General features: G+C 71.9%; 24 protein-coding genes. 8 read left to right on the top strand and 16 right to left on the bottom strand.

The window, feature by feature from the left end; all coding sequences use genetic code 11:
- Nucleotides 1–51: 51 nt before the first annotated feature.
- From N6H00_RS03685 to N6H00_RS03665, 5 genes are read right to left on the bottom strand one after another with little or no spacing between them, the layout of a single operon-like run.
- Nucleotides 52–1,539 carry an aldehyde dehydrogenase gene (locus tag N6H00_RS03685; protein ID WP_268970076.1) on the bottom strand — a complete coding sequence of 496 codons (1,488 nt, stop codon included), beginning with the start codon at nt 1,537–1,539 and terminating at the stop codon, nt 52–54.
- A complete protein-coding gene (locus tag N6H00_RS03680) occupies nt 1,536–2,600 on the bottom strand; it encodes an alpha/beta fold hydrolase (RefSeq protein WP_268970075.1) in 1,065 nt (354 codons plus the stop codon). Before N6H00_RS03680 ends, N6H00_RS03685 begins: the two co-directional genes overlap by 4 nt.
- A gap of 16 nt (nt 2,601–2,616) precedes the next feature.
- Entirely contained in the window at nt 2,617–3,168 is a 552-nt protein-coding gene (locus tag N6H00_RS03675) for an amino acid synthesis family protein (protein WP_268970074.1), read from the bottom strand.
- A complete protein-coding gene (locus tag N6H00_RS03670; protein WP_268970073.1) occupies nt 3,165–3,773 on the bottom strand; it encodes an amino acid synthesis family protein in 609 nt (202 codons plus the stop codon). Before N6H00_RS03670 ends, N6H00_RS03675 begins: the two co-directional genes overlap by 4 nt.
- Nucleotides 3,766–4,944, bottom strand: coding sequence for an LLM class flavin-dependent oxidoreductase (locus N6H00_RS03665; RefSeq protein ID WP_268970072.1), 1,179 nt, complete (start codon nt 4,942–4,944; stop codon nt 3,766–3,768). The genes N6H00_RS03670 and N6H00_RS03665 overlap by 8 nt, the downstream gene beginning before the upstream one ends.
- 194 nt (nt 4,945–5,138) lie before the next feature.
- On the opposite strand from N6H00_RS03665, the gene N6H00_RS03660 reads away from it, so the two are divergent.
- A complete protein-coding gene (locus tag N6H00_RS03660) occupies nt 5,139–6,056 on the top strand; it encodes a flavin reductase (RefSeq protein WP_268970071.1) in 918 nt (305 codons plus the stop codon).
- A 77-nt stretch (nt 6,057–6,133) separates the two neighbouring features.
- Complete coding sequence (locus tag N6H00_RS03655; protein ID WP_268970070.1) at nt 6,134–7,561, top strand: purine-cytosine permease family protein; 1,428 nt, start codon at nt 6,134–6,136, stop codon at nt 7,559–7,561.
- Nucleotides 7,562–7,616: 55 nt separating this feature from the next.
- Here N6H00_RS03655 and N6H00_RS03650 read toward each other — a convergent pair whose 3' ends face one another.
- Nucleotides 7,617–8,111 carry an Lrp/AsnC family transcriptional regulator gene (locus N6H00_RS03650; RefSeq protein ID WP_268970069.1) on the bottom strand — a complete coding sequence of 165 codons (495 nt, stop codon included), beginning with the start codon at nt 8,109–8,111 and terminating at the stop codon, nt 7,617–7,619.
- Nucleotides 8,112–8,210: 99 nt separating this feature from the next.
- On the opposite strand from N6H00_RS03650, the gene N6H00_RS03645 reads away from it, so the two are divergent.
- Entirely contained in the window at nt 8,211–8,675 is a 465-nt protein-coding gene (locus N6H00_RS03645) for a DUF2000 domain-containing protein (RefSeq protein ID WP_268970068.1), read from the top strand.
- Here the strand turns inward: N6H00_RS03645 and N6H00_RS03640 are convergent.
- On the bottom strand, nt 8,647–9,615 hold the full coding sequence (locus tag N6H00_RS03640; RefSeq protein ID WP_268970067.1) for a ketopantoate reductase family protein: 969 nt from the start codon (nt 9,613–9,615) through the stop codon (nt 8,647–8,649). The genes N6H00_RS03645 and N6H00_RS03640 overlap by 29 nt on opposite strands.
- A 56-nt stretch (nt 9,616–9,671) precedes the next feature.
- Here N6H00_RS03640 and N6H00_RS03635 point away from each other — a divergent pair, with 56 nt between their 5' ends.
- The 4 genes from N6H00_RS03635 (at nt 9,672) to dnaK (ending at nt 14,569) form a co-directional block, all read left to right on the top strand.
- Nucleotides 9,672–10,301 carry a CGNR zinc finger domain-containing protein gene (locus tag N6H00_RS03635; protein ID WP_268970066.1) on the top strand — a complete coding sequence of 210 codons (630 nt, stop codon included), beginning with the start codon at nt 9,672–9,674 and terminating at the stop codon, nt 10,299–10,301.
- Between the two features lie 80 nt (nt 10,302–10,381).
- On the top strand, nt 10,382–11,110 hold the full coding sequence (locus N6H00_RS03630; protein ID WP_268970065.1) for a YoaK family protein: 729 nt from the start codon (nt 10,382–10,384) through the stop codon (nt 11,108–11,110).
- Between the two features lie 85 nt (nt 11,111–11,195).
- Nucleotides 11,196–12,599 (top strand): Si-specific NAD(P)(+) transhydrogenase, encoded by a 1,404-nt coding sequence (gene sthA / locus N6H00_RS03625; RefSeq protein ID WP_268970064.1) that lies wholly within the window; start codon nt 11,196–11,198, stop codon nt 12,597–12,599.
- A gap of 77 nt (nt 12,600–12,676) precedes the next feature.
- Nucleotides 12,677–14,569 carry a molecular chaperone DnaK gene (gene dnaK, locus N6H00_RS03620; RefSeq protein WP_268970063.1) on the top strand — a complete coding sequence of 631 codons (1,893 nt, stop codon included), beginning with the start codon at nt 12,677–12,679 and terminating at the stop codon, nt 14,567–14,569.
- Between the two features lie 3 nt (nt 14,570–14,572).
- Here the strand turns inward: dnaK and N6H00_RS03615 are convergent, their stop codons facing one another.
- The 5 genes from N6H00_RS03615 to N6H00_RS03595 form a co-directional block, all read right to left on the bottom strand.
- The gene (locus N6H00_RS03615; protein WP_268970062.1) at nt 14,573–16,036 is read right to left on the bottom strand and encodes an ABC transporter substrate-binding protein; all 1,464 of its coding nucleotides are present in this window, start codon (nt 16,034–16,036) and stop codon (nt 14,573–14,575) included.
- Between the two features lie 5 nt (nt 16,037–16,041).
- Nucleotides 16,042–18,003, bottom strand: a complete 1,962-nt coding sequence (locus tag N6H00_RS03610; protein WP_268970061.1) for a hypothetical protein — start codon at nt 18,001–18,003, stop codon at nt 16,042–16,044.
- A gap of 207 nt (nt 18,004–18,210) precedes the next feature.
- Nucleotides 18,211–19,383 carry an anhydro-N-acetylmuramic acid kinase gene (locus N6H00_RS03605; RefSeq protein WP_268970060.1) on the bottom strand — a complete coding sequence of 391 codons (1,173 nt, stop codon included), beginning with the start codon at nt 19,381–19,383 and terminating at the stop codon, nt 18,211–18,213.
- The gene (locus N6H00_RS03600) at nt 19,374–20,795 is read right to left on the bottom strand and encodes an MFS transporter (RefSeq protein WP_268970059.1); all 1,422 of its coding nucleotides are present in this window, start codon (nt 20,793–20,795) and stop codon (nt 19,374–19,376) included. The genes N6H00_RS03605 and N6H00_RS03600 overlap by 10 nt, the downstream gene beginning before the upstream one ends.
- Before the next feature lie 167 nt (nt 20,796–20,962).
- The gene (locus tag N6H00_RS03595; protein ID WP_268970058.1) at nt 20,963–22,219 is read right to left on the bottom strand and encodes a cellulase-like family protein; all 1,257 of its coding nucleotides are present in this window, start codon (nt 22,217–22,219) and stop codon (nt 20,963–20,965) included.
- 167 nt (nt 22,220–22,386) lie between these two features.
- Here N6H00_RS03595 and N6H00_RS03590 point away from each other — a divergent pair, with 167 nt between their 5' ends.
- Complete coding sequence (locus tag N6H00_RS03590; protein WP_268970057.1) at nt 22,387–23,148, top strand: FadR/GntR family transcriptional regulator; 762 nt, start codon at nt 22,387–22,389, stop codon at nt 23,146–23,148.
- Here N6H00_RS03590 and N6H00_RS03585 read toward each other — a convergent pair.
- From N6H00_RS03585 to N6H00_RS03570, 4 genes are all read right to left on the bottom strand, one after another.
- Nucleotides 23,130–23,420, bottom strand: a complete 291-nt coding sequence (locus N6H00_RS03585; RefSeq protein ID WP_268970056.1) for a DUF1876 domain-containing protein — start codon at nt 23,418–23,420, stop codon at nt 23,130–23,132. The genes N6H00_RS03590 and N6H00_RS03585 overlap by 19 nt on opposite strands.
- 488 nt (nt 23,421–23,908) lie before the next feature.
- Nucleotides 23,909–25,210 (bottom strand): ornithine--oxo-acid transaminase, encoded by a 1,302-nt coding sequence (gene rocD / locus N6H00_RS03580; RefSeq protein ID WP_268970055.1) that lies wholly within the window; start codon nt 25,208–25,210, stop codon nt 23,909–23,911.
- The gene (ddaH, locus tag N6H00_RS03575; protein ID WP_268970054.1) at nt 25,210–26,031 is read right to left on the bottom strand and encodes a dimethylargininase; all 822 of its coding nucleotides are present in this window, start codon (nt 26,029–26,031) and stop codon (nt 25,210–25,212) included. Before ddaH ends, rocD begins: the two co-directional genes overlap by 1 nt.
- A gap of 131 nt (nt 26,032–26,162) precedes the next feature.
- Nucleotides 26,163–26,666: an Lrp/AsnC family transcriptional regulator gene (locus N6H00_RS03570; RefSeq protein WP_268970053.1), complete on the bottom strand. Its 504-nt coding sequence runs from the start codon at nt 26,664–26,666 to the stop codon at nt 26,163–26,165.
- Nucleotides 26,667–26,809: the final 143 nt, after the last annotated feature.

The raw sequence follows: 26,809 nt of genomic DNA, 5'->3' as shown, positions 1-26,809 counted from the left end.
CTCGGATGTTGTGCCATACAAGAACCCTCTTCCGGGCGGCCGGACATCGGCTCAGGAGCGCAGGATGAACGGATCCCCGGCCGGCTCCTCGCTGGTGTTGATCCAGACGCTCTTGAGCCGGGTGTACTCCCGGATCACCTCCGTGCCGTGCTCGGTCCCCATCCCGCTGGTCTTGAACCCGGCCCGGGGGGACATCGGTGACATCGAGCGATAGGTGTTCGCCCACACCGTCCCGGCCTCCAGCCGCGCGGCCATCCGGTGCACCCGGTTCACATCCCGGGTCCACACGCCCGCCGCCAGGCCGTACGCGGAGTCGTTGGCGATCGCCAGGGCCTCCTCCTCGGAGCCGAAGGGCAGCACGGTCGCGACCGGCCCGAAGATCTCCTCCTGGCAGATCCGCATCCCGTTGTCGGTGCCGGTGAAGACGGTGGGGGAGTAGAAGTACCCGGCGAGGCCGGTTCGGGGCCGGCTGCCGCCGCAGACCACCTTTCCGCCCTCGGCCCGCCCCAGCTCGACGTAGGACTCGACCTTGTCCAGCTGCTCGGCGATGGCGAGCGGGCCGAGTTCGGTGGTCTCCGCCAGCGGATCGCCGATCCGGATCGTGGCCGCCCGCGCCGTCACCCGCTCCAGGACCTCGTCGTACACCTCCCGGTGCACCAGCACCCGGCTGCCCGCCACACAGGTCTGGCCGGCGGCCGCGAAGATCCCCGCGATCACCCCCATGGCGGCCGAGCCGAGGTCGGCGTCCGGGAAGATGATGTTGGGCGACTTGCCGCCGAGCTCCAGGGTGCAGCGGATCAGCCGGTCGGCGCAGGTGCGGGCGATCCGGCGGCCGGTTTCCGAGGAGCCGGTGAAGGTCACCTTGGCCACGTCCGGGTGCTCGGTGAGCGGTCCGCCCGCGTCCGGGCCGTACCCGGTGACCACATTGACCACTCCCGGCGGGAAACCCGCCTCCGCGAAGAGCGGCGCCAGCGCCAGCAGCGAGGCCGAGGTGTGCTCCGAGGGCTTGACCACCACCGTGTTCCCGGCGGCCAGCGCCGGCGCGAGCTTGGTGGCGGTGAGCAGCAGCGGGGAGTTCCAGGGGGTGATGGCGCCGACCACGCCCACCGGTTCGCGCAGGGTGTAGTTGAGCAGTTCGCGGCTCGCCCCGGGGATCACCTCGCCCTGGATCTTGTCGGCGAGTCCCGCGTAGTAGTAGAAGTACTCCGGCAGTCCGGCGAGTTGGGCCCGCATCTCGCGCAGCAGCTTGCCGTTGTCGAGGGTCTCGGTACGGGCCAGCCGCTCGGCGTGCTCGCCGATCAGATCGCCCAGGTTCCGCAGCAGCCGCCCGCGCCGGGTCTGGCTCAGGTCGCGCCAGCGCGGATCCTCGAAGGCGGCGCGGGCGGCACCCACCGCGCGGTCCACATCGGCGGCGGTGCCACTCGCCGCCTCGTACCAGGGCTCGGCGGTGGCCGGGTTGAGGCTGGTGAAGTAGCCGCCGTCGGCGGGGGCGGTCCACTCGCCCGCGATGTAGTGGTCATGGCGCGGCAGGGGGTTCATGAGCGGTGGGACTCCTGTCCGGTGGGGGTTCCGGTTGCGGCTCCGGCGGGGTTTCCGGCGAGGGCTCCGGTGGGGTTTCCGGCGAGGGCTCCGGTGGGGTTTCCGGCGGCGTTTCCGGTGTGGGCGAGGATCACGTCGGTGAGCTCCTGGGGGCACTCCAGCGGCAGCAGGTGGCGGGCGCCGGGCACGATCACCGCCCGGCCGCCGGGGATCCGCTCGGCCAGCCGGTGCGACATGGCAGGGGTCGAACCGGGGTCCCGCTCGCCGGTCACCGCCACGGTGGGGGCGGCGATCCGGGGCAGCCCCGGCCACAGCTCGCCGTCGGCCGTCCCGAAGACCCGGTAACAGGCGAGGTAGCAGGCCCGGTCGTTGGCCAGCAGGGTGTCGAGCACCTGCCGCGCCAGCTGCGGCTCCCGCTCCCGCCAGGCGGACGAGAACCAGCGGTCGACCGCCGCCCGCGCGGACGCCTCGAAGTCCTGCGCGGCCAGCTCCTGGCGGCGGACCACCGCGGCCCGCTCCTCAGCCGACCGGTCCGCGACCGAGCTGACCAGGGTGAGCGAGGCGGTGAGGTCCGGCCGGTCCAGCCCCAGCCGCTGGGCGACCAGGGCGCCGAGCGAGAAGCCGACGACATGCGTGGGACCGCTCAGCAGCGCCCCGACATCCGCGGCCAGCTCGGCGAGGGACACCCCGGCCGCCGCGGCCGGGGAGTCGCCGTGGCCGCGCAGATCGACCAGCGTGACCCGGTGCCGGGCCGCGAGAGCCGGCAGACAGCGGTCCCACATCCGGCGGTCGAGACCCACGCCGTGCAGCAGCACCAGCCCGGGGCCGTCGCCGTGGACTTCGTGGCTCAGCGCCACCGGCACCGGGGCACCGGCCCGCGCCGCCCGGCGGGGGCCCTCCGGCCGTGCCGAAGCGCGGGGAGGGTCCGCGGGCGCGTCCGCGGCGCGCGCCTGAGGTGTGCGCGCCGCCGGCTCGGTGCCGGCCGTGGCCGCCGCGGCGGGGCGGTGCCCGGCCCGGGAGGCCGGGACGCGCGCCCGCGCGCCCGCGTCGGACCTGCCCATGTCACTCACCACGCGCTCACCGCTCCGTCGACAGCGGGGCCAGCCGGGCCTGGGGGCGGCCCTGGGCGGCCGCCGCGAGCCCGATGACGATCTCGTCGGCGCGCGGCGCGTCCGCCACCCGTACCTCGATGCTCTGGTGGTGCGAGCGGATGGTGGCGTCGGTGACGTGCTTGAGCGGAATGTCGAAGACCGTTCCCGCGGCGGCCCGCTTCTCCACGGCCGGCAGCAGGGTCGTCGCGTTCGCCGCCCGCCGGAAGTGGTCGCCGAACTTGAGGGTGTGGATCAGCCCGGAGCCGTGCTCGATCTCCCCGTCCAGCCCCACGATCGCGGCCTTCCCGTACGCCTCCACCGGCGCGCCCAGCGCCTCGACCACGCGCGGGGCCAGCAGCTCGCCGAGCTTCGGCGCCACCTCGTCGATCCCGGGCAGCAGATCGGCCACGAAGCCCTGTCCGGCCCACGGGTTCTCGATGACGGCGAGCACCACCGCCGTACGGGCCGGCGGGGCCACCGGGCGGCCGCCCTCGCTGTGGATGTCCTCGGTGTAGGTGATGATCTTGCGGAGGTTCACGTCACGGTCTCCAGGTCGTCCAGGTCGGCGAGGCGGATGAGGGGGTCGGTGGAGCGGTCCCCGATCCGGGCGTTCGGGCGCGGGCCGGACGCCCCGGCCGCGATGACGACGATCTCGTCCGGGCGGGGCGCGTCGGGGATGCGGATCTGGCAGGTCAGGTAGTGCGAGCGGGTCGCGGCCGCGGTCTTGTGCCACAGCGGCACGGTCAGCGGCTCACCGGCCGCGAGCCGGTCGTCGCTGAAGACGATGATCGAGGTGCCCTCGGTCAGCTCACGCAGGACATTGCCGAAGAAGGGGGTGTGGATCAGCGCGCCGCCGTGCTCGATCTCCCCGTCCAGCCCCACGATCGCGGCCTTGCCGAAGGACTCGATCCGGTCGACCCCGCCCAGCGCCTCGCTGATCCGGCCGGTGAGCAGCCGGGCCAGCCCCGGTGCGATCCGCTCGACCTCGGGCCCCAGATCGGCGACGAAGCCGGCCCCGGCCCAGGGGTTGCGGATCACCGCGGCCGCCGCGGCCCGGCGCACCGGCACCGCGACCGGGCGGCCGAGCTCCAGCAGCAGCTCATCGGTGACGGTGACGACCTTGCGCAGCAGCGCCTCAGCCATGAGCGCCGCCGGTGGTGAACTGCGGCATGACCTTCTCGGCGAACAGCTCCAGGCTGCGCATGGCGTTGCGGTGCGGCAGACCGGGGTGGGTGGTCCACAGCAGCAGATGTTCCAGGCCCACCTCGTCGCGCAGTTCGGCGATCTTCTCCGCGACGTACTCGGGGGTGCCGACCAGCAGATTGCGCCGCTGGAGGAAGTCGAAGGACAGCTCATGGGCGTCGGTGAGCTCCTCGCCCGCCTCCATGAGGTTGGCCAGTCCCCGCCAGTGCATGATCCACCGGTAGGTGGTCATCAGCGCCTCTTCGAATTCGGCGCGTGCCTGCTCCATGGTGTCGGCGACATACACATCGCGCACCAGGCCGATGCCCTCGCCGAGCGCGTAACTGCGGCCGGACGCCTGGCTCGCGGTGTCCCGGTAGAGCTCGAACCGCTCCTTGAGCGCGGAGACCGGCGGCAGCCAGAACATCCCCTGGACGCCGTCGGCCGCGGCGGCCTTGATCGAGCGGGGGCTGTCGATGACCTGCCACAGCGGCGGGTGCGGCCGCTGCAACGGAAACGGCGTGACCTGCATCTTGGTGATGACACCGGCCTCGGTGTACTCCGGGGTGGCGGGGGAGAGGGGATGGTTCCACTTCACCCCGGGGGCGGGGAACTCGTAGAAGCGGCCCCGGTGCGCGAAGAACTCGCCGCTCCACGCCTTGCGCAGCACCTCCACCGTCTCGTCGTACAGGGCGCGGTTCTGCTCCTGGTCACGCGGATCGGCCAGAGCGTTGAGGTTGAGTGCCTCACGCCCGTACAGCCCCCGGCCGAGACCGACCTCGACCCGGCCCCCCGAGAGCTGGTCGAGCATCGCGATGTCCTCGGCGAGCCGCAGCGGATGCCAGAAGGTGGCGATGGAGGCCGCCTGGCCGATCCGGATCCGTGTCGTACGCGCGGCGATGTCCGCGCCCATCAGCACCGGGTTCGGGGTGATCTCGATCGCCTCGTGCCCGAAGTGGTGCTCGGTGTACCAGGTGGACCAGAAGCCCGCCTGGTCCGCGGCGACCGCGAACTCCCGTGCCTCGGCCATGACGTCGGCGTACTCGCCGAGACGGCCCGGGGCACCGAGATTGTGGAATATCGAGAAGCGCATGCAGCGTCCGTCCTGTTCTTCCGGGTCACGCTGTGCCATGGCAGGGAGGCTAGGAGTCCATTTCTGGCCCCGTCAAGGGCCACGGCCCAGGCAACAACATTTGACCTGTGTCTTTGCTGTTCAACCAGGGAGTCCCGGGTCCGTTTCCGGTTCATTCGGCTCAGGGTGTTGACAGCAGCTGATGGCCTTTCTACGGTCCTCTGCCATACAAGAGCTGACTGAGGGAACACGGCATGACGCATACTCCCCACCGCACCGCCCGCATCCGCTCCACCTGGCAGGCCGTCTGGGACCGGGGCCAGGTCGACGCGCTCGACGACCTGCTCAGCCCCGCCTACGTACGCCGTCGCGGCCCCGCCGCGGCCCCCCAGGACCGAGAGCAGTTCAAGGAGTCCATCCGCGCCATCCGCCAGGCCTTTCCCGATCTCCGTACCGAGATCGAGGAGGTCGTGGAGGACGGCGAAACGCTGGCGATCCGCTGGCGCAGCACCGGCAGTCACACCGGCGACTTCCTCGGGGTGCCGGCCACCGGCCGGCCGGTCGAGGTCTCCGGCGCCACCTTCGCCCGCTTCGACCACGGGGTGGTCAGCGAGGAGTGGGTGACCTGGGACCCCCGCCAGCTGCTGGAGGCGCTCGGGATCATCACCACCACCCAGCAGGCGGCCGTCGACGCCGACCTGGTGCGCGGGGTGCACCGTAAGTTCATCACCGGTGTCACCGTGGTGACCTGCGACGACGACGGCAGGCCACGGGGGCTCGCGGTGAACGCCTTCGCCAGCATCTCGCTGGACCCGCCGATGGTGCTGGTCTGCGTCCAGCGCAGCTCCGCCACCCACCCCGCGCTGCACCGGGCCACCCATCTGGGGATCAACATCCTCGCCGCCGGCCAGCTGGACGTGGCCAAGACCTTCGCCTCCAAGGCGGACGACAAGTTCGCCGGGCTGTCCTGGACCCCCGGCGGCTTCGGCGCCCCGCTGATCGACGGGTCCTGCGCCCAGCTGGAGGTGGAGATCGGCGAGCGGCTGGAGGCCGGCAGCCACACCGTCTTCACCGGCCGGGTGGTCTCCGCCCGCCATGAGGAGCTGGCCCCGCTGGTCTACAGCGGCGGCGGTTTCTTCGACATCTCCCACACCGCGCCCCTGCCGTGGTGAGACGCCGCCGCCCCGATCCGTGGATCCGCCGGCCCCGCACCGCCCTCTGACGTCCCCTCCCGCACAGGAGCACCCCCATGACCCACGACGACCCGGCGCCGGTGTACGGCAGCGCGGTCACCAAGGTGGAGCCCTTCGGGGTCGACCACATCCCCGACAACGAGCGGCACGGCAAGCCCAGTTCGCAGTTCTTCGTCTGGTTCGCCGCCGGTCTCAACTTCCCCGTCATCCTGCTCGGGTTCAGCGCGGTCGGACTCGGCCTCAGCTTCGGCGCCGCCGTCGCCGCGATCGTGGTCGGCGCGGGGCTCGGCGCACTGCTGATGGCCGTGATGTCCCGGATGGGGGTACGGCTGGGGGTGCCCCAGCAGATCCAGGCGCGCGGGCCGCTCGGTTTCTTCGGCAACTTCCTGCCGGTGGCGTACATCAACGTGTTCGCCGGGGTCGGCTGGGCCGCCGTCACCGTGATCCTCGGCGGCAAGGCGATCTCCGAGCTGACCCATCTGCCCTTCTGGGTCTGTGGATTGGCGCTCACCCTCATCGAGCTGGTGGTGTCCATCTACGGCTACAACATGATCAATTTCCTTCAGCGGGTGCTGACCTATGTGCTCACTCCGCTGTTCGTCATGATCACGGTGGTGGCCCTGGCACGGGGCGCGGGCACCTTCGGCGCCGATCCCAAGGCACCGGACTACATCGGTTCCACCGGCGGCTGGATCACCTTCGGCGGCTGGTTCCTCTCCTTCCTCGTCGCCTGGGCGCCGTTCGCCTCGGACTACTCGCGCTATCTGCCCGATACGCCACGCGTGGTGAGCCGCACCGCCTGGTACACCGGGTTGGGCAACTTCGTCACCATCTGCTGGCTCGGCATCCTCGGTGTGCTCCTCGGCTCCAACGCCACCAGCACCGACTCCATCACCGCCCTGCACCAGCTGACCGGGCCGTTCGCCGTCCCCGCCCTGATCGCCATCGGGCTCTCGGCCCTCGCCCAGAACTTCCTCAACGTCTACGGCGGCGCCATCTCCGTCCAGACGCTGAAGGTGCCGGTCACAAGGACCCAGGCCGTCACCCTCATCTGCGCGCTGGCGTACGGGATCAGCCTGTGGGGACACTCCGGGACCGAGCAGAAGTTCGCGGTGTTCCTCAACCTCACCGCGTACTTCATCGCGCCGTTCGCCACCGTGCTGCTGCTCGACTACCACGTGGGCGGCCGCAGTGACCCCGGCCGGATCGCCGAGCTGTACGACCGCGGTCGGGTGCTCTCCTGGGGCATCGTCGCCTGGGGCGGCGGGGTGCTGGCCTCGGTGCCGTTCTGGCGGTCCGACCTCTACACCGGGGCGTTCGCCTCGGCCCATCCGCACGCGGGAGATCTGAGCATGTTCGTCGCGGCGGCCGTCGCCGCGGTGCTCTATCTGCTGACCCGCCGGCTGCGGCCGCTGTGGGTGCGCCACGCGCCGGCCACCCCCGAGTCGCGGCCGGAGAAGACGACGGCGGCGACGGGCTCCTGACCGCCATCGGCGTACGCACCCCCGGGCGTGGACGGCGCTACTTTCCCCACACGCCCTAGCGCCTGCGGTGGGAGGGCGCGGGGCGCTCGGCCGGGGCCGGGTCGATACACCGTGACTGGGTGTGTTCGTACACCATCGTGGTCTGCACATCCGCCACCTCGCGGCGCTCGGTGAGCCGGTCGATCACGAACGCGTACAGCCCGCCCGTGTCCGGCACCGCCACGTGGATGAGGAAGTCATGGGCGCCGGAGGTGACGAACAGGCCGATGGTCTCCGGCAGCCGGGCGGCCCATTCGCGGAAGCCCTCGATGACCGGCCGGGACGGCGGGCGGATCCGCACCGAGATCAGCGCCTGGACCGGACGGCCGACCGTCTCCAGGTCGACGGCGGCGTGGTACCCGCTGATGATGCCGCGCTCCCGCAGTGCCCGGACCCGCTCCAGGGAGGTCGACGGCGAGACCCCCGTCCGCAGGGCCAGCTCCCGATTGGTCTGGCGTGCATCGTTCTGCAGCTCCCGCAAAAGAGCACGGTCGAGTGCATCAAGTTCCACGAAAGTGCTCCTTTGCCTGAGGAAATTCGGCGAGCCACCCCAGGACACGGATGGATGGGTACCGTCCACCACATTAGTCATCGACAAGGAGTGCCGCTCGTGTCCGTTCCCCAGCTGTCCGTTGAGGACGTGCGCACCGACCAGTCCACCCGGCAGGCGAAGCTGAAGTGGGTGATCGTCGTGGCCGAGGGACTGCCGGCGGGCCGGGCGGTGAACGCCGCCGCCTGCATGGCCGCCGCCGTCGGCCGGGCGATGCCGGAGCTGCTGGGGCCGGACGGCACGGACGGGTCCGGAGCCGGCCACCCGGGGCTGCCGTGGGCCGGCTGCTCGATCCTGGCCGCCGGCCCCCAGGCGCTGCGCGAGCTGCGCGCCAAGGCCACCGGGAAGGACGACCTGTTCCTGGTCGACATGCCCGGACAGGCCCAGACCTCACGGGTCTACGACGCGTACCTCGAGAGCCTGGCCGGCACCAGGAGCGAGGACCTGGACTATCTCGCGATCAGCCTCGTCGGCCCGCGGAACAAGGTGAGCAAGCTCATCGGGAAGCTGCCCCTGCTGCGGTGACCTCCGCGCCGCCCGCCGCGTCCGGATCGCCCAGCGCGTAGGGGGAGAGGATCTCGGCGATGGCCCGGTTGCGCGGGGTCGCGACCCCCAGCTCGGCGCCGAGTTCGGCCACCGCTCCGCTGAGCCAGCCGAGTTCCAGACGGTTGCCGTGGACGAGGTCGTTGTGCATGGAGGACGTCATCGTGGCGGGCAGCCCGTCACAGAAGGCGAGCCGGTCGTCGGCGAAACCGGGGTCCAGGGCCACCCCCTTGGCCCGTCCCACGGCGACCACCTCGTGCATCACCTCGCGCAGCAGGGTCCGCGACCCCGGGTGCGCGCGGACCACCCCGATCGGCCGGCGCACCGCCGATGTGGTGCCGGACAGGCCCACCAGGAAGACGAACTTCTCCCAGATGGTGCGCTCGATGTCGCCGCTGATCTCCGCGTCGATACCCGCCGCCAGACAGCGGTCGAGGAAATGGCGGGCCCGCGGGGACTCGGCGCGGTCGTACTCCCCGAACACCAGCCGTTGCAGCGTGCCGTTGTGCACCACGACCCCGGGCTCCTCGATGAACGCCGAGATGTAGCCGACTCCGCCGAGGACGGATGCGGCCGGCAGATGGCGCCGCAGCACCGTGTCCTTCTGAACGCCGTTCTGGAACGAGACGACGGTGGCGCCGCGCTCGGCGAGGGGTGCCAGCTGCCGGGCGACGTCCTCGGTGTCCCACAGCTTCACCGCCACCAGGACGAGGTCCGGGGCCTTGAGGTCGGAGACGGCCGGTACCACCGCCTCGGGCGCCACCCGCAGCTCGCCCAGCGGACTGCGCACCGTCAGCCCCTTCTCCTGGATCGCCGCGAGATGCCGGCCGCGTGCCACGAAGGTCACGTCGTCCCCCGCCGCGGCGAGCCGCGCGCCGAAGTACCCGCCGACGCCACCCGCGCCGATGACCGCGATCCGCATGATGTCCCCTTCACCCTCAGCCGCTTTGTAACCCTTCAGGCGGTTACTATAAGCGCATGGATTCCTCGACGGAGCCGGTCCCGCGGCCGCGGGTGACGGTTCGCTTGCGGGCACTGCGCTTCGACGCCGGCAGCCTCGCCCTGAACCTGGTCGCGACCCTCGGTCGGCGGAGCAGCGTCCCGATCGAGCGGCTGGGCACCCTCGACCGGCTGCGGGAGTGGTGCACGGGCGTCGGGCTGGTCCTGCGCGACCAGGACGTCACCGATGACTTCCTCGCCGAACTGCGGACGCTGCGCGAGGCCGCGTACGACGTGGTGGCGGCGGTCGTCCACGGCCGGCCCCCGTCCGCCGGTTCCGTGGCGCTGCTCAACGACCGGGCCCGCCCCGCCCCGCCGCAGCCGCGGCTGAGGGCCACCGGCACCGGTGTCGTGGTCGACGGAGCCGATCGGCCCCTGTCCGGGCGGGAGCTTCAGTCGGTCGTGGTCCGCGACCTGATCGCGCTGCTCGGGGACCCGGAGCGGCGCGGGGCGCTGCGGGCCTGCGACTCCTCGCTGTGCACCATGCTCTACCTCGACCACACGCCGGGCCGAAGGCGCCGGTGGTGCTCCATGCGGCTGTGCGGCAACAGCGCCAAGGCCGCGAAACACCGCCAGCGGCGGGCCTCCGCCGCCCCGGCCGGCTCCTGACCGGCCTCGGCGCGCCTGTGTCCGGTGTGCTTGTTTCCGGTGCGCCGCCGGGGGCACCCGGGGTGACCGGAGGGTTGCCGATGGCCGATCAGACCGATACCGGCCCCACCGCGCAGGGACGGCGTCCGGGCCGGGCCGGCGACGCCCGGGGAGTGGCGGCCGCCGTGGCGCTGACCGTGGCGACCGGGGCGATGGACGCGATGAGCTTCCTGGCCCTGGGCGGCGTCTTCACCAGCGTCATGACCGCCAACCTCTCCCTGCTCGGCATGTCGACCGCGTCCCCGGACCCGGCGCGGGCCCGGGACTCCGCGGTCGCCATGGCCGGGTACATCGCGGGGGCGCTGCTGAGCGGCCGGATCGTCCGCGGCCCCCGGCCGGTGTGGCGGGCCCGGTGCGCGCTCGCGGTGGAGCTGGTGGCGCTCGGCGGGCTGTGGGCGGGATGGGCGACCGCCGGCGGCCACCCCGTCGGCGGCCGGCAGCTGGGGTTGCTGGCGGTGGCCGCGCTCGCCATGGGCGGGCAGAGCGGTCTGGTGCGGGCCATCGGGCCGCCCGGCCTCTCCACCACCTATCTCACCGGCATCCTGACCGGGCTGCTGGTCGACGCGGCGCGCAGTGGAAAGGTGCGCCGGCTCAGCGCCGCGCTGCTGGGGGCCCTGGTGGCGGGCGCGGCGGCGGGCGGGGTTCTGGTGTCCTGGGCCGCGCCGGCCGCGCCCGCCCTGCCCGTCGCACTGGTCGGCCTCGTCCTGCTGACGTCCGTGACCCCGCTGGCCCGGGACGCCCACGGCCGGCTGTGGCCCCACACCGGATAGCGCGCCCCAACTCGCCTGCCGTGAAGGCCGGTTGACCGGTGGCTCGCTCTTCCAGCGGGCCGTCGTCCGATGTCAGACTCGGTCCGTGAACGACTTTGACATGCTGGTGATCGGGTCCGGGCCGGGCGGCCAGAAGGCTGCCATCGCCGCCGCCAAACTCGGTCGCCGGGTGGCCGTCGTCGACCGGACGGAGATGGTGGGCGGGGTCTCCCTCCACACCGGCACGATTCCGTCGAAGACCCTGCGCGAGGCGGTGCTGTATCTCACCGGACTGACCCAGCGGGATCTGTACGGCCAGAGCTACCGGCTCAAGGAGGAAATCACCGTCGCCGACCTGACGGCCCGCACCCGGCACGTGGTGGGCCGTGAGGTGGACGTCGTCCGCAGCCAGCTGTCCCGCAACCGGGTCGCGCTGTTCCCGGGCACCGGGCGGTTCGTGGACGACCACACGGTGGCCGTCACGGACGCGACCGGTCATGACCAGCTGCTGACCGCGCGGCATATCGTGATCGCCACCGGCACCCGTCCGGCCCGCCCCGCGAGCGTGGCGTTCGACGAGCGGACGATCATGGACTCGGACAGCGTCCTCACCATGGAGCGGGTGCCGCGCTCCATGGTCATCGTGGGCGCCGGGGTGATCGGCATCGAGTACGCCTCGATGTTCGCCGCCCTGGGCAGCAAGGTCACCGTGGTCGAGCAGCGCGAGGGGATGCTGGACTTCTGCGACGTCGAGATCGTCGAGGCGCTGCGGTACCGGCTGCGCGACCTGGCCGTCACCTTCCGCTTCGGCGAGACCGTGGCGGCGGTCGAGCGCCATCCGCGCGGCGCCCTGACCATCCTGGAGAGCGGCAAGAAGATCCCCGCCGACGCGGTGATGTACTCCGCGGGGCGCCAGGGGCTCACCGACGGGCTGGACCTCGCCAAGGCGGGACTGACCGCCGACCGGCGGGGCCGGATCGCGGTGGACGAGCACTACCGCACCGCCGTCCCCCACATCTACGCGGTCGGCGATGTCATCGGCTTCCCCGCCCTGGCCGCGACCTCCATGGAACAGGGGCGGAACGCGGCGTACCACGCCTGCCAGGAGCCGGTGAACCCGATCCACGATCTCCAGCCGATCGGGATCTACAGCATCCCGGAGATCAGCTTCATCGGCCGCACCGAGGACCAGCTCACGGAGCAGAAGGTGCCCTTCGAGGTCGGCGTGTCGCGCTATCGCGAGCTGGCCCGGGGCCAGATCGTCGGGGATGCGCACGGCATGCTGAAACTTCTGGTCTCCCCCGAGGACCGGCGGCTGCTCGGGGTGCACTGCTTCGGCACCGGCGCCACCGAGCTGATCCACATCGGCCAGGCGGTGATGGGCTGCGGCGGCACCGTCGACTATCTGGTGGACGCGGTGTTCAACTATCCGACCTTCGCCGAGTCCTACAAGGTCGCCGCGCTGGACGCCACCAACAAGATGCGCGAGGTCGACCACCTGCGGGACTGAAGACCGGCCCGCTTCCGTACGCCATCCTGAATATCCCCTTTTGGGATACTGGGAGGCAGACCGGGAGGAGTGCTGAGATGACTCGCGCAGTCGGTATTGACCTGGGTACGACGAACTCGGTCGTATCCGTCCTGGAGGGCGGCGAGCCGACCGTCATCACCAACACCGAGGGCGCCCGGACCACGCCCTCGGTGGTGGCCTTCGCCAAGAACGGCGAGGTGCTGGTGGGGGAGGTCGCCAAGCGTCAGGCGGTGACGAACGTGGAGCGCACCGCGCGCTCGGTCAAGCGCCACGTGGGCGAGGACCGCTGGCGGTTCCCGGCCACCGGCGACGTCGACGGCAAGCGCTACACCGCGCAGGAGATCTCCGCGCGGGTGCTGCAGAAGCTCAAGCGCGACGGTGAGGCGTACCTCGGCGAGGACGTCACGGACGCCGTGATCACCGTCCCCGCGTACTTCAACGACTCCCAGCGCACCGCCACCAAGGAGGCGGGCGAGATCGCCGGGCTGAAGGTGTTGCGGATCATCAACGAGCCGACGGCCGCCGCCCTGGCCTACGGACTGGACAAGGAGAACGACCAGACCATCCTGGTCTTCGACCTCGGCGGCGGTACCTTCGACGTCTCGTTGCTGGAGATCGGCGAGGGGGTGGTGGAGGTCAAGGCCACCAACGGCGACACCCACCTCGGCGGCGACGACTGGGACCAGCGGATCGTGGACCATCTGGTCACCCGCTTCAAGGGCGGTTACGGCGTCGACCTGTCCAAGGACAAGATGGCGGTCCAGCGGCTGCGCGAGGCGTCCGAGAAGGCCAAGATCGAGCTCTCCGCGGCCAGCGAGACCACGATCAACCTGCCGTACATCACCGCGTCCGACGAGGGCCCGCTGCATCTGGACGAGAAGCTCACCCGCTCGCAGTTCCAGCGGCTGACCGAGGACCTCCTGGAGCGCTGCAAGGCTCCCTTCCACCAGGCGATCAAGGACGCGGGGATCAAGACCTCCGACATCGACCATGTGATCCTGGTCGGCGGTTCCACCCGGATGCCCGCCGTCACCGACCTGGTCAAGGAGCTGACCGGCAAGGAGCCGCACAAGGGCGTCAACCCGGACGAGGTCGTCGCCATCGGCGCCTCCCTCCAGGCCGGTGTCCTCAAGGGTGAGGTCAAGGACGTCCTGCTGCTGGACGTCACCCCGCTGTCCCTGGGCATCGAGACCAAGGGCGGCATCATGACCCGGCTGATCGAGCGCAACACCACGATCCCGACCAAGCGCTCGGAGGTCTTCACCACGGCCGAGGACAACCAGCCGTCGGTGCAGATCCAGGTCTTCCAGGGCGAGCGGGAGATGGCCGCGTACAACAAGAAGCTCGGCATGTTCGAGCTGACCGGCCTGCCCCCGGCCCCGCGCGGCGTGCCGCAGATCGAGGTCGCCTTCGACATCGACGCCAACGGCATCATGCACGTCTCGGCCAAGGACCTGGGCACCGGCCGGGAGCAGCGGATGACCGTCACCGGTGGCTCCGCGCTGCCGAAGGACGACATCGACCGCATGATGCGGGAGGCCGAGAGCTACGCGGAGGAGGACCACAGGCGCCGCGAGGCCGCCGAGACCCGCAACCAGGCCGAGTCGCTCGTCTACCAGACCGAGAGGCTGCTGCGCGACCAGGCCGACAAGGTGCCGCAGGACGTGCGGCAGGAGGCCGAGGCGGCGGTGGCGGACCTGAAGAAGACGCTCGAGGGCGAGGACACCAACGCGATCCGCGAGGCCACCGAGCGGACCGCCGCCGTCGGGCAGAAGATCGGCACGGCCATCTACGCCCAGGCCCAGCCGTCCTCGTCCGGCGGCGGTCCGAGCGGCTCCGCGGCCGGCTCCTCCGGTGACGGCGGGGGCCGGGCCCACTCGTCGTCCGACGAGGAGGTCGTGGACGCGGAGATCGTCGACGACGAGAAGCCCAAGGGAGACGCCGGCTGACCGTCACCGCTTCCTGGCCGGCTCGTCCCGCGGCGCCGAGACCTCCACGAGTTCAGCCTGCCCCTTGGCGTTGAGGTGCAGGATCGGAATGGCCTTGTTGCGCGGATTGCCGTCGTTCTGGAAGGAGATGAACCCGCTGGCGCCCGGCACCCGCTGACGGGCGTTCATCTGGTGGAACATCCGGGCCACCGATTCCCCGGTCACCTCGCCCAGCGCCGCCATCTGGATGCCTTGGGCGGCGGTGAGCACCGCGTCATGCGCCATGATGGCCTGGCCGTCCTGGCGCTGATCGGTGGGGAACCAGGTGTCCAGCGACCCGCCCGGCTGGAAGTGGCGGGCCGAGGGGCCGGAGACGGAGGTGGGGTCCTCGTTCCACATATCGGGGTGCGCCAGACCCGTGTAGTACACCTCCACCTTGCTCTCGGCGGCGTGGGCGAGGTCCTCGGCGGTGAGGTTGGTGGTGTCGTCACCGGTGATCACCTTGAACGTGCGCTCCTGGCACGGACGGTTGGCGATCGCGTCCAGGAACCGGGTGAGGTGCTTGCCGCGGCCCGCGAAGAAGACCGCCTGCGGCTTCTGGTCGCACAGCTGCCCCGGCATGATGCGCAGCTCGTTCTGCCAGGTGCCGCGCACCGAGGAGTCATAGGTCATCCGGTCCGCCACCAGCCGGTGGCCCTTGATGTCCTGGAAGACCTCGGTGAAGGCGTCCCCCAGTGTCTTGGCGTAGTCGTTGTCCGACGCGTCGTCCTGGACCACCACCGCCGTACGGACCTTCTCCCTCTTCAGATAGGCGGAGGCGGCGTACGCCTCGTCCACATTGGTCGGGGTGACCCGGACGAACCCCTTGATGTCCTTGAAGTTGGTGGCCGTCATGGTGCTGGCGACCAGGGCGAGACCGTGGTCCGACAGCTGCCTCAGCGCGTCGAGATTCTGGGTGTCGCTGGGGCCCAGCCCGGTGACCGCGACCAGCTCGTCGTCCGAGGTCTTCCGGTCGATCAGCTCATCGACGGTGTGCTCCCAGTGATCCGCGTTGCTGCCCATATTGGCGATCAGCAGCTTGATCTTGGGGGAGGAGGAGAGGTCTCCGCGGTTGTGCCGGTACTGCGCCAGATACGCCCCCTCCAGCTCGTGCCGGACCGACTCCGCGGAGTTGCTGTCGTCGTCGGTCAGCGTGAACGAGGTCATGTAGGCGACGCTGACGTACTTCTCACCGCTCTTCTCCACCCGGTCGTTCTCCGCCTTGACCTTCTCCTCCACGGGCTTCAGGTGCGGGGCGAAAACGTACGAGCCGTCGGTGACGCCCACGCACTCGTCGTCGTCCACCTTGACGACGCCGTCGCCGCATCGGGCCTGCCGCTCGTCGATCCAGTTCACGGTGAGCGGGACAGCCACCGCGAGCACCGCGACGACGATCACGCCGATCACCACCCGGCGCACGATGTGCAGCGGCCATTCGAGTCTCGGCACCGGTCTCACCCTTCGCTCGTGGACGTCAGCGGATGGCGCCAGTGGCGGTACCGCTCCGCCTCGTTGAACAGGGACACCACGTCGTTCCTGCGCAGCCGGGACAGCTGGTTGAACCCGTCGGCGATCAGGTTGTTCAACCGCATCCCGGGGTCGGCGAGCGGATCGCTCCACACCCAGCGCACCGTGATCAGCTCCCGGACCACCGAGGCGGCGGTGACCGCCTCCGGGGGGTGGTCCGGGGCGAGACCGGCGAGCAGCTCCAGCGGTCCGCCGGCCTGGCCCAGCCGGTTGGGGGCGGCCGTGATGGCGTTGAACTCACTGATCCACTGCGCCGCCGGCACCGCCGGGAAGCGCGCCACCAGATACCCGGTCACCTCGTCGATCCGCTCCGCCGCCAGCCGGTGGTACATCTCCTGGACGGTGCGGCCCTCGGACCTGAAGTGCTCGGCCAGCAGCTCGTGCACCGCGTCCCAGTCGTCCGGACGCCCGGCCAGCCGCCACAGCAGCAGCCGCCGCAGCCAGGGGTGGAGGGACGAGGACACCATCCCCGGGCTCTGTAACAGCCAGCGGCCGCGGACCTCGCCGAACAGCGAGTCGCCCGAGCCCAGCAGCCGGGTGCCGATGGACAGGTCGCGCGCCGCGGCGCACTCCTCCAGCGCCGCCCGCTGCGCGGGGCCCAGACCGCGCAGCAGATGGTCCAGGGCGGCCTCCGCCAGCGTCCGCGGGTCCTCGCCCTCCCGTGGGATGCGATCCGGCAGGGTGCGCAGCCAGCGGTCCTGCTCGGCGCCGTCCTCGGTGGGCACGGCCGAGTGCCGGAGCAGCTCCAGGATCTGGCTCACCGCCCGGGGGAGCCCTCCGGTCAGCCGGTGGATGAAGGGGGCGAGCCGGGTGAACGGCGCGAGGTCGGGGTGGTGGTGCAGCTCCAGCTCGATGCGGACGCGCACCTCGTCCAGATTGAGGTCGCGCAGCCGCAGCGGATACCACCAGGTGTCATCGCTGTCCCGGCCCGGCCGGTGCTCCCGCCAGTCCTCCAGGGAGGCCCGGTCCGGGCCGCGCAGCCGCCAGGGCCACTGATCGCCGGTGGCCGGGCCCCAGCGGGGCAGCCACCGGTTGGAGCTGGCCACGACGGTGAGCGGATCGCAGTCGGCGCCCGCCACCACGACGTCGTCATGGCGGGCGCGGATCAGCAGATCGAGGAACCGGCGCCCGTACTCCGTATGGGAGTTGTCCAGCAGCAGCAGATAGGAGCGGGGCATGAACGAGTGCCGCACATTGCTGCGCATGTCCTCCAGCAGGGCGGAGAACAGCACCCGGTCCAGCCGCTCCTGATCGTCCTCGTCCCCGTCGTGGCGCCACAGGTTGAGCTCGACCAGGGCCTCCCACGGGTCCCGGCTGCGCAGCAGCCGATGGTCGCCGTACCAGGCGGCGCTGCTGGTGAACTTGCGGCCCGGCAGCCGTCTTCGCCCGCGCCGCAGCGCGTCCCGCAGCAGCGCGAGCGCCGCCGTGGAGGCGCCGTCGGGGGCGCCCACGGCGCCCCCGGCCACCTCGAAGAAGGCGGCGAGGTAGTCGCCGTAGCGCGCCTCCGCCTGCTCCTGGAAGGCGTCCAGCTCGCGCCGGATGGTGCGCCGCCCCTCCTCGAGGCTGGTCATCCGCAGCTGATGGTCGGAGGCCAGCAGGCCGAGGGTGAGCCGGGGGAAGTGGGAGCGGCGATAGCGCGGAAGCTTGCGCTCCAGCTGGCGGGCGAGCAGTGCCAGGGCGTACCGCGGCAGCAGGGACTGCTCACCGCCGAGATTGACATAGGCGAACGGTGTCTCGGGGCCGAACCGCTCCATCAGCGCGCCGTGGGCCTCGCTGGCCCCGCTGCCGCGCGGCCCCAGCAGCATGGTCACCGGCCGCTCGTCGGTGGGTCCCAGCCTGAGGCATTCACCGACCAGACTGATGATCCCGCTGCGGCCTCTGAAGCCCACACCCGTTCCGGATTCCGCCACGTGCCCCCGTCCCCCCGTCAGCCCCCTCGGCCCCCCGCCGGCAACCAGGGGGTCGCTCAGTCGCGTTCACCCCATCCGCTAACAGACCCTCCCAACGTACCTCGGGCGCGGTCGGGACGCGCTAGGAGAAGGGAGACTCCGTCACCGATGTCGGACCGTCGGTGGACGAGATTCGGCCACCGTCGCTCAGCGCCGGAAGATCTCCAGCCGGGTGGGCGCCTGCTGTCCCGGCGCGGGCAGGGTGAGGCCGCGGCGCCCCGGTGTGATCGACCCCAGCACGCGGGGATGGCGGGCCCCGGTGCAGCTCGGAGCCGTACCGGCCAGCCCATGGGCGGTCAGAAAGGCGAGGACGGCGAAGGCGTACGCCTCCTTCGCCGCCGCCGGAAGGCCGAGTTCGTCGGAGGTCCGCAGCGCGATGCCGCCCAGCGCCCGGCGCAACGCCCCCATCAGCGTGGGGTTACGGGTGCCGCCGCCCGAGGCGATCACCTCCGTGGCGTGCATCGACCGCACCGCGTCGGCGACGGTGCGGGCGGTCAGCTCGGTGACGGTGGCGACCACGTCGTCGTCCCGCACCGGACCCACGGCGGCCAGGGCCGCCCGCAGATACGACCCGTGGAACAGCTCCTTGCCGGTCGTCTTGGGCGCGGGCAGCGCATAGTACGGCTCGGCCAGAAGCCGCTCCAGCAGCGGCCCGTGGACGGTGCCGCGCGCCGCCATGGCGCCGTCCGCGTCATGGTCCAGCCGACCGCCCGTCAGGTCCCGGGCGGCCGCGTCGATGAGCGCGTTGGCCGGGCCGGTGTCGAAGGCCAGCGGATCCCCGGCGCTCGACACCACCGTGATGTTGGCGATCCCGCCGAGGTTCAGGGCGGCGCGGACACCGGGCCGCCCGCGCAGCCACAGGGCGTCCACCAGGCTGACCAGGGGAGCGCCCTGGCCGCCGGCGGCCACATCGCGGGCGCGCAGATCGGAGACGACCGGGCAGCCGGTGGCCTCGGCGATCCAGGCGGGCTGGCCGAGTTGCAGCGTCCCGTGCACCCGCCCGCCCTCGGCCCAGTGGTACACCGTCTGACCGTGCGAGCCGATGAGATCCGCGCGCCCGGCGCACAGCTCCCGGTCGGCGCGGGCCGCCAGCGAGGCGAACGCCTGGCCGATCCGGGTGTCCAGCGCGCACACCTCCTTCATGGTGGTCGCCGCCGGGGGCAGCGCGGCGCTCAGCGCCGACCGCAGCTCCTCCGGATACGCCTCGCTGACCAGACCCAGCGGGGCCAGCACCACCGTGTCGCCGTCCAGCACCAGATCGGCTGCCGCGGCGTCCACCGCGTCATGGGACGTGCCCGACATCAGGCCGATCACCCGCATGGCGTTTCCTCCTGCCGCTGGTTCCCGTCGGCCGCCCGCGCCCGGCCGCGCGGCGCGCCGTGGCGGTCCCGCGCACGCGGGGTGAGCAGCGCGAGCACGCTGACGGCGCAGGTCACCGCGGTGTAGTAGGCCGGGATGTCGACCTCGCCGGTGCGCTTGACGACCTCGGTGATGATGAGCCCCGCGCAGCCGGAGAACACCGCGTTGGACAGCGCGTACGCCAGCCCCAGCCCCGTGTAGCGGACCCGGGTCGGGAACATCTCGGCGAGCATGGCCGGCCCCGGGCCCGCCATCAGTCCCACCACCACGCCCGCGACGAAGACCGCCACTCCTTGTCTGAACGCCGAACCGTCCGGCTCCTGCACCACATGGAGCAGCGGGAAGGCCAGCACCACCACCAGCACCGCCCCGGCCAGCATCACCGGCCGCCGCCCGATCCGGTCGCTGAGCAGACCGGCCGGGAGGATGGCGAGCGCGAAGCCGGCGTTGGCCACCACGGTGGCCACCAGCGCCTGCTGGAAGGTGGCGTGCACAGTGGCCTGGAGGTACGACGGCATGACGACCAGGAAGGTGTAACCGGCCGCTGCCCAGCCCATGATGCGCGCGGCGCCCAGGACGACGGCCCCGGCCACCTCGCGGGGGGTCGCCACCCGCTCCGGCCCGGTGGGCGGCGCCACCGGGTCCGGCGCGGTGGTGGCCTCCCCGCCCGCCGCCGCGGTGGCCTCCCTGCCCGCCGCCGCCCGGAAGGCCGGGGTCTCCTCCAGCCTCAGCCGCAGCCACAGGGCGACCAGCCCGATCGGCAGGGTCAGCAGGAACGGCACCCGCCACCCCCAGTCGCCCAGTGACTCCTCGCTCATCACGGTGGCCGACAGCCCCGCCGCACCGGCCCCGGCCAGCAGCCCCAGCGCCACGGTGAACGACTGCCACGCCCCGTACAGCCCGCGCCTGCCCCGGGGAGCGAACTCCGTCATGATCGACACCGCGCCGCCGAACTCCCCGCCCGCGGACAGCCCCTGGAGGATCCGCAACAGGGTGAGCAGCCAGGGAGCGGCCGCGCCCAGCGTGTCGTACGTGGGCAGCGCGCCGATGAGCGTCGTGGCGCCGGTCATCAGCAGCAGCACCAGGATCAGCGTGGGCCGACGGCCGATCCGATCGCCGACCCGGCCGAAGACGGCGGCGCCGACGGGACGGAAGAAGAACGCGATCCCGAAGGAGGCATAGGTTTTGACCAGGCCCTCGAGCTCACTGCCCCCGTCGGGGGTGAAGAAGTTCGCGGCGATGATCGTCGCGAAGAAGCCGTAGACACCGAACTCGTACCACTCGATGAGGTTGCCGACCGAACCGGCCACCAGCGCACGGCGCCGGACCCGCCCGGCGGCACGGTCTGGGGAATCCGCTGGGGACGTCGTCACATCCGGGCCCTTTCCGCCGTCACCGCCACAGGAGATGTGATGTCCGTACCCCTCGGGGCGGGTGCTTACCGGTGCGAGCGCGGCTCCAGCGGCGCACGAGTGAGCACCGGTTCGCAAACCGATGCGCAGGGGGCAGCGGGTCCGCGGCCGGTGGGCGGCCGCACGGCTCAGCCGCGCAGCACCGCGTTGCACTCCCGCTGGAGCGCGATGTCCTGCCACATCGGGTGCTGGGGCGCGGCGTTGGAGCACACCACCGCGCCCCACGCGCCCACCCGCGCCGACTCCGCCACCGCGCGGCGGCAGAACGCGGCCCCCACCGGCCCCTCCTCGAAGGTCCCGTGCAGCGGGGTGTAGCCGATCCAGCCCTCGCCGAAGACCAGCGGGACCCCGCTTCCGGCCGCCCAGTCCGCGGCCGCCTCGATCCAGGTGACCAGCCGCTGGTCCATCGCCGTACGGTGCACGGCATAGCGGTCGTACAGCCAGGCGTCCCAGCGGGCGGGGTCGCACCAGTCGTGGACGTAGATCTCGCGGGGGCCGACCGTGGTGGCCTCCAGCCGCCAGCGATCGCCGGGCGGGGGAGCCCAGTCGGCCAGATCGGGGGCGCCGGGGCGCAGCAGCTCCCGGCGGACCGGCTCCTGGGGGAACGGGCGGCCCCGGTCGCGCAGGGCGAAGGTGGTCAACAGCTCGTCCAGCACCCCGTAGACATAGGGGTGGAAGACCGCCACATCCACCTCGCGGGGCACCCCGCGCAGCGAACCGACCGGCACCTTGGCGTAGTTGACCGTGACCGGCCGGTTGGGATGGCGCTCCTTGAACCGGGCGATGCCCCGCTCCAGCCGCGGCCGCAGGGCGACCACCTTGTCCGCGCCCTGAAGCCCGTCGGTGAGCCGGCTGCCCTGGACCTCGTTGTGCAGTTCGGTGAAGGCGATCCGGTCGTCCAGACCGTGGATCACCAGGAAGTCGATCAGATCGGCGAGCGCGTCCGCGAGCACCTCGGCGCGCCGCTCGGGGTCGACGGCCATCAGCGCGTCGAACCAGGCGCGGCCCTCGCCGAACGCCGGGCTCTGCTGGTACTCCCAGCTGGAGAGGATGACGAAGCAGTCATGGCGCAGGGCCGCCTCGAACAGTTCGCGCAGCCGGGCGCGTCCGTCGATCTCGCCGCCACCGCCCACGTCGTACCAGCGCATCCGCTGCCCGTACGCGCCGCCCAGCCCCGAAAACCGCAGTTTGGCCGTGTCGAGCCGGGAGCCGAAGAGGAGGAACGGCATGGCGCAGATACGCACCGTGTTGTAGCCGCGCGTCACGGCCTCCTCGAAGGCGCGGTCGAGGTCGGCGAAGGGCTCACCCGGGCCGGTGCGGGTGTACCAGCTGAAGTCCCACAGCGAGATGGTCAGTTTGTCCGGCAGATGCGGCGACAGCGTCACAGGGGACTCCCCGTGGTCGGCGGCTCGGCGATGAGGGATCGGTTCATCGTCCGGGGGCGTCAACGGACTGTCAAGATGTATCCATAAATAATGGCCGACGCTAGGGTGGACGGACGACGGGTGGCTTCCGACCCCGTTCATCCGGCCTTCCCCGAGGAGAAGACCCCATGGCGTCCTATGCCGGCCGAGGCGTGCACGGCGAAGTGGTCCAGCGGCTGGGTGCCCGCGTCGTCACCGGAGACTTCGCCGAGGGCGACATCCTCGACGTCCGCGCGCTGGGCGAGGAGCTGGACGTCAGCCTTACGGTGATGCGCGAAGCCCTCAAGGTGCTCGCGGGCAAGGGCCTCATCGACGCCCGGCAGAAGCGCGGCACCTTCGTCCGACCCCGCTCCGCCTGGAACCTCCTCGACGCCGATGTGATCCGCTGGCGCATGGCCGGCGGGGACGGCCGGCGGCTGATGCGCGACCTCACCGACATCCGCGCCGTCGTCGAACCCGCCGCCGCCCACCGCGCGGCGCTGCGCCGCACCGACGCCGACCTGACCGAACTGGAAACCGCGCTGGCCGCCATGGAGCGCGCCCGGGGCGATCTGGCGGCCGAGGCGGAGGCGGACGCCGCCTTCCACCGCGCGCTGCTCGCCGCCACCGGCAATGAACTCCTCGCCCGCCTCGAGCTGATCCTGGAGCCCGGACTGCGGGAGCGCGACCGCCCGGTGCACGCCCACGGCGACGCCGACGACCCCGTGCCCAGCCACCGCCGGGTGCTGGAGGCCATACGGGACCGCGACGCGCCCGGCGCCGAACTGGCCATGCTCGATCTGCTCGCCAAGGCGGCCGAGGACGTCGACCGGGCGGCGCCCGCCCGGCCCGACGCCGAGGGCGTCCGGGCGCCGGCCGTACCCGCGGTGCCTCAGGCGATCCAGCCGTAGCCGGGCCGCGGCCTGCGCGAGGCCGGGGGCGCGCCCACGCTCTCCAGGTCCCGCTCGGCGGCGTGCACCAGCTGCTGCCCCAGATCGCTGAGCGCCCGCCCGGCCGCGAGCTCATCGCCGATCACCGGCACGTCCTCGTCGTCCGGGTTGCACCGGGCCAGTCCCCGGCCGGTGAGCGCCGTGGCCCCGGTCTCCAGCTCCACGCGCGCCGTGGTCCTCCCCTCGTCCTCGGAGAGGTAGAGGTGGACCGTCCACTCCACTGTGTGCGCCATGGCCTGCTCCTCACCTGCGAATGGCCGCTTCTGGTGGCCACGGACCCGGCGGACGCGGCCGGCGCCCCGCCCGGCGGCGGTGCCTGCCGGACCCCACGGGTCCCACCACCTTCCACTCTGCCTCCCCTCGCGCCCACCGGCCGCGCTCCGGGGCCAGACCGTGCCCTGTGGCGCGTACCGGGGGAGCGGCGCGGCGATCTGGCGGCGCGCGGGGCCCGGCGGCGCGGCCTGCCGGACCCCGCGCGCCTGCGGGACACGTCCCGCGCCGGCGCACGTCCCGTGCTGGGTATGTCCCGCGCTGGGGTGTGTTCCGTGCTGGGGTACGTCCTGCGCTGGCGCGCACGCCCCGTGCTGGGGTACGTCTCGCGCTGGGGCGCGCTCCGTGCCTGGGCGGCCTCGGTGCCTGGACACCTCCCGCGCCCTGCCACCGAGCGCGGATCCCCGGCACCCGGGCGCCCCCCAGCGCACCACAACGGGCGACCGATCGATCAGCCGAGCACCTTCTCCAGCGCCGCCAGCGACGACTCCAGCTCCTCGCGGGTGATGGTCAGCGGCGGTGCCAGGCGGATCGTCGAGCCATGGGTGTCCTTGACCAGGACCCCCTCGGCCATCAGCCGCTCGCTCACCTCGCGGCCGGTACCGAGGGCGGGGTCCACGTCGACGCCCGCCCACAGTCCGCGGCAGCGGTAGCCCACGACGCCCTTGCCGGTCAGCGCGGCCAGTCCGTCCCGCAGCACCTGGCCCAGCTCCGCCGCCCGGCGCTGGTAGGTGCCCGTGCGCAGCAGATCGACCACGGCCGAGCCGACCGCCGCGGCCAGCGGGTTGCCGCCGAAGGTGGAGCCGTGCTCGCCGGGGCGCAGCACCCCGAGCACCGCCCGGTCGGCCACGACCGCCGACACCGGCACGATGCCGCCGCCCAGCGCTTTGCCGAGCAGCAGGACGTCCGGCGTCACCGACTCGTGCTCGACCGCCAGTGTGGTGCCGGTGCGGCCGAGGCCGGACTGGATCTCGTCGGCGATGAACAGCGTCCCGGTGCGCCGGGTCAGCTCGCGCACCCCCCGCAGATAGCCGTCATCGGGGATGACGACGCCCGCCTCGCCCTGGATGGGTTCGATGAGGACCGCCGCCGTGGTCGCGTCGACGGCGGCTTCCAGCGCCGCGAGGTCGTTGTACGGCACGACGCGGAAGCCCGGGGCGAACGGGCCGAAGCCGTCGCGGGCGACGGGGTCGCTGGAGAATCCGACGATCGTCGTCGTGCGGCCGTGGAAGTTGTCGGCCGCCACCACGATGGTGGCCTGGTCCGGGGCGACGCCCTTCACCTCGTACGCCCATTTGCGGGCGACCTTGATGGCGCTCTCCACCGCCTCCGCGCCGGTGTTCATCGGCAGCACCATGGAGAGCCCGGTGAGCTCCGCCACGGCTTCGGCGAACCCGGCCAGCCGGTCGTTGTGGAAGGCCCGTGAGGTCAGCGTGAGCTGGTCGAGCTGGCGGTGGGCGGCCTCGATGAGCGCCGGGTGGCGGTGGCCGAAGTTGAGGGCCGAGTAGCCGGCCAGCATGTCCAGATAGCGGCGCCCCTCGACGTCCCAGACCCATACGCCCTCGGCGCGGGCGACGACCACGGGCAGCGGATGGTAGTTGTGCGCCAGCGAGGTCTCCTCGGCGCGGATCAGCTCCCGCGAGGAGCGGGCGGGGAGGTCAGGGCGGTCGGCGCCCGCCGCGCGAGCGGTGGCGGAGGCGGCGGCGGTGGCCGTGCTGGGCGTGCCGGCCGTGCCGGGCGGGGTGGCGGTCATCAGCGAATCTCCTGTGTGCAGCACTTGATGCCCCCGCCGGCCTTGTGCAGCTCCGACAGGTCGACGGGGACGGGGACGTAACCGCGGTCGGTGAGCTGGTCGATGAGGCCGGTGGCGCGGGGGGCGACGAAGACGTGGCGGCCGTCGGAGACCGCGTTGAGCCCGAAGGCCATGGCGTCGTCGCGGGTGGCGATCAGCGCGTCGGGGTAGAGCCGCCGCAGCACCTCACGGCTGCCGGGGGAGAACGCCTCCGGGTAGTAGGCGATGTTCCCGCCGTCGTACCGGTCGTCGAGGACGAACAGCGCGGTGTCCAGGTGGTAGAAGTACGGGTCCACCAGCAACAGGCTGATGGTCGGCACCCCGAAGAACTCCTGGACCTCCTGATGGGCCGCCCGGGTGGTCCGGAAGCCGGTGCCCGCCAGGACGAAGGGCCCGGCCGGCACCAGGTCGCCCTCGCCCTCGCACACCGACTCCGGCGGGTGGACATCGAACCCGGCCGCCTTGAACCACCGCTCGTAGGCGAGCTGTTCCGGCCGGCGCTGCGGTGCGTGGAACCGGGAGCCGAAGACCCGGCCCTCCAGGACGAGGGCCGAGTTCGCGGCGAACACCATGTCCGGCAGTCCCACCACCGGTTCGATGTGCTCCACCCGGTGGCCGTGGTCGCGGTAGGCGCGGATCAGGGTCTCCCACTGTGCTCGGGCGAGGTCGGTGTCGACCTCGGTGTCCGCACGCATCCAGGGATTGATGGCATACCGCACATCGAAATATCTGGGGGCACAGGTCAAAAAGCGCCTGGGGCGCGACACACGGGTGGGGGACATGGAGAATTCCTCTCGCTGCCGCGGGCGACCGGGGATGCCTCAAAGGTAGAAAGCGGAGGAGAGGGGAGACAAGAAAAGAAAACTGCGTGTTGGCGCACCGATGCTGCGCGCTGGGGCGGGTCCGCGCCGGTTCATTGCGTCGCGGTCGCGGGCGCGGTCGAGGGCGGGGCCGCACCGGCCTCCGGACTGCCCGTCAGCAGATGGGACAGCACCATGTAACTGATCGTCTGACGGATGAAGGGCTCGGCCCGAATGCGCTCCAGCACCTCCTCGAAATGCTCCACATCGGTGGCCATGACATGCAGCAGGGCGTCCGCGCCGCCGGTCACCGTCATGGCCGCGATGATCTCCGGATAGTCGCGTACGACCTCCGCGAGGCGCCGGGGCGGTGCCGCGCTGTCGCAGTACACCTCCACATACGCCTCGGTCCGCCAGCCGAGGGCGGCCGGGCGCACGGTGGTGGTGAAGCCGGTGATCACATCGGTCTCCCGCATCCGGTCGACGCGGCGTTTGACCGCGGAGGCCGAGAGTCCGATCGCGGCGCCGATCTCGGTGAAACTCGTCCTGGCGTTGGCGACCAGCGCCGCGACGATCTTCCGGTCCAGATCGTCGAACGGTACGGGCTGATGTGTCATCTTTTGCCGTCCTTTGCGGTTCTTCGCTCCCTGCGCGCAGAGGCTCTTCCGCGCGCAGGAACCGACGCCTGCTCATTCAATGCCCGAGGAGCCCTTTTCCGTACGCTCTTTCAGGAAGGTTCCGCAAGAGGGGGCGTGCACCC

The organism is Streptomyces sp. S465 (assembly GCF_026898115.1).
In the GTDB taxonomy this organism is placed as follows: domain Bacteria; phylum Actinomycetota; class Actinomycetes; order Streptomycetales; family Streptomycetaceae; genus Streptomyces; species Streptomyces luomodiensis.
The sequence above is the reverse complement of the archived record's forward strand: the minus strand, read 5'-3'. Positions and strand labels throughout refer to the sequence as shown.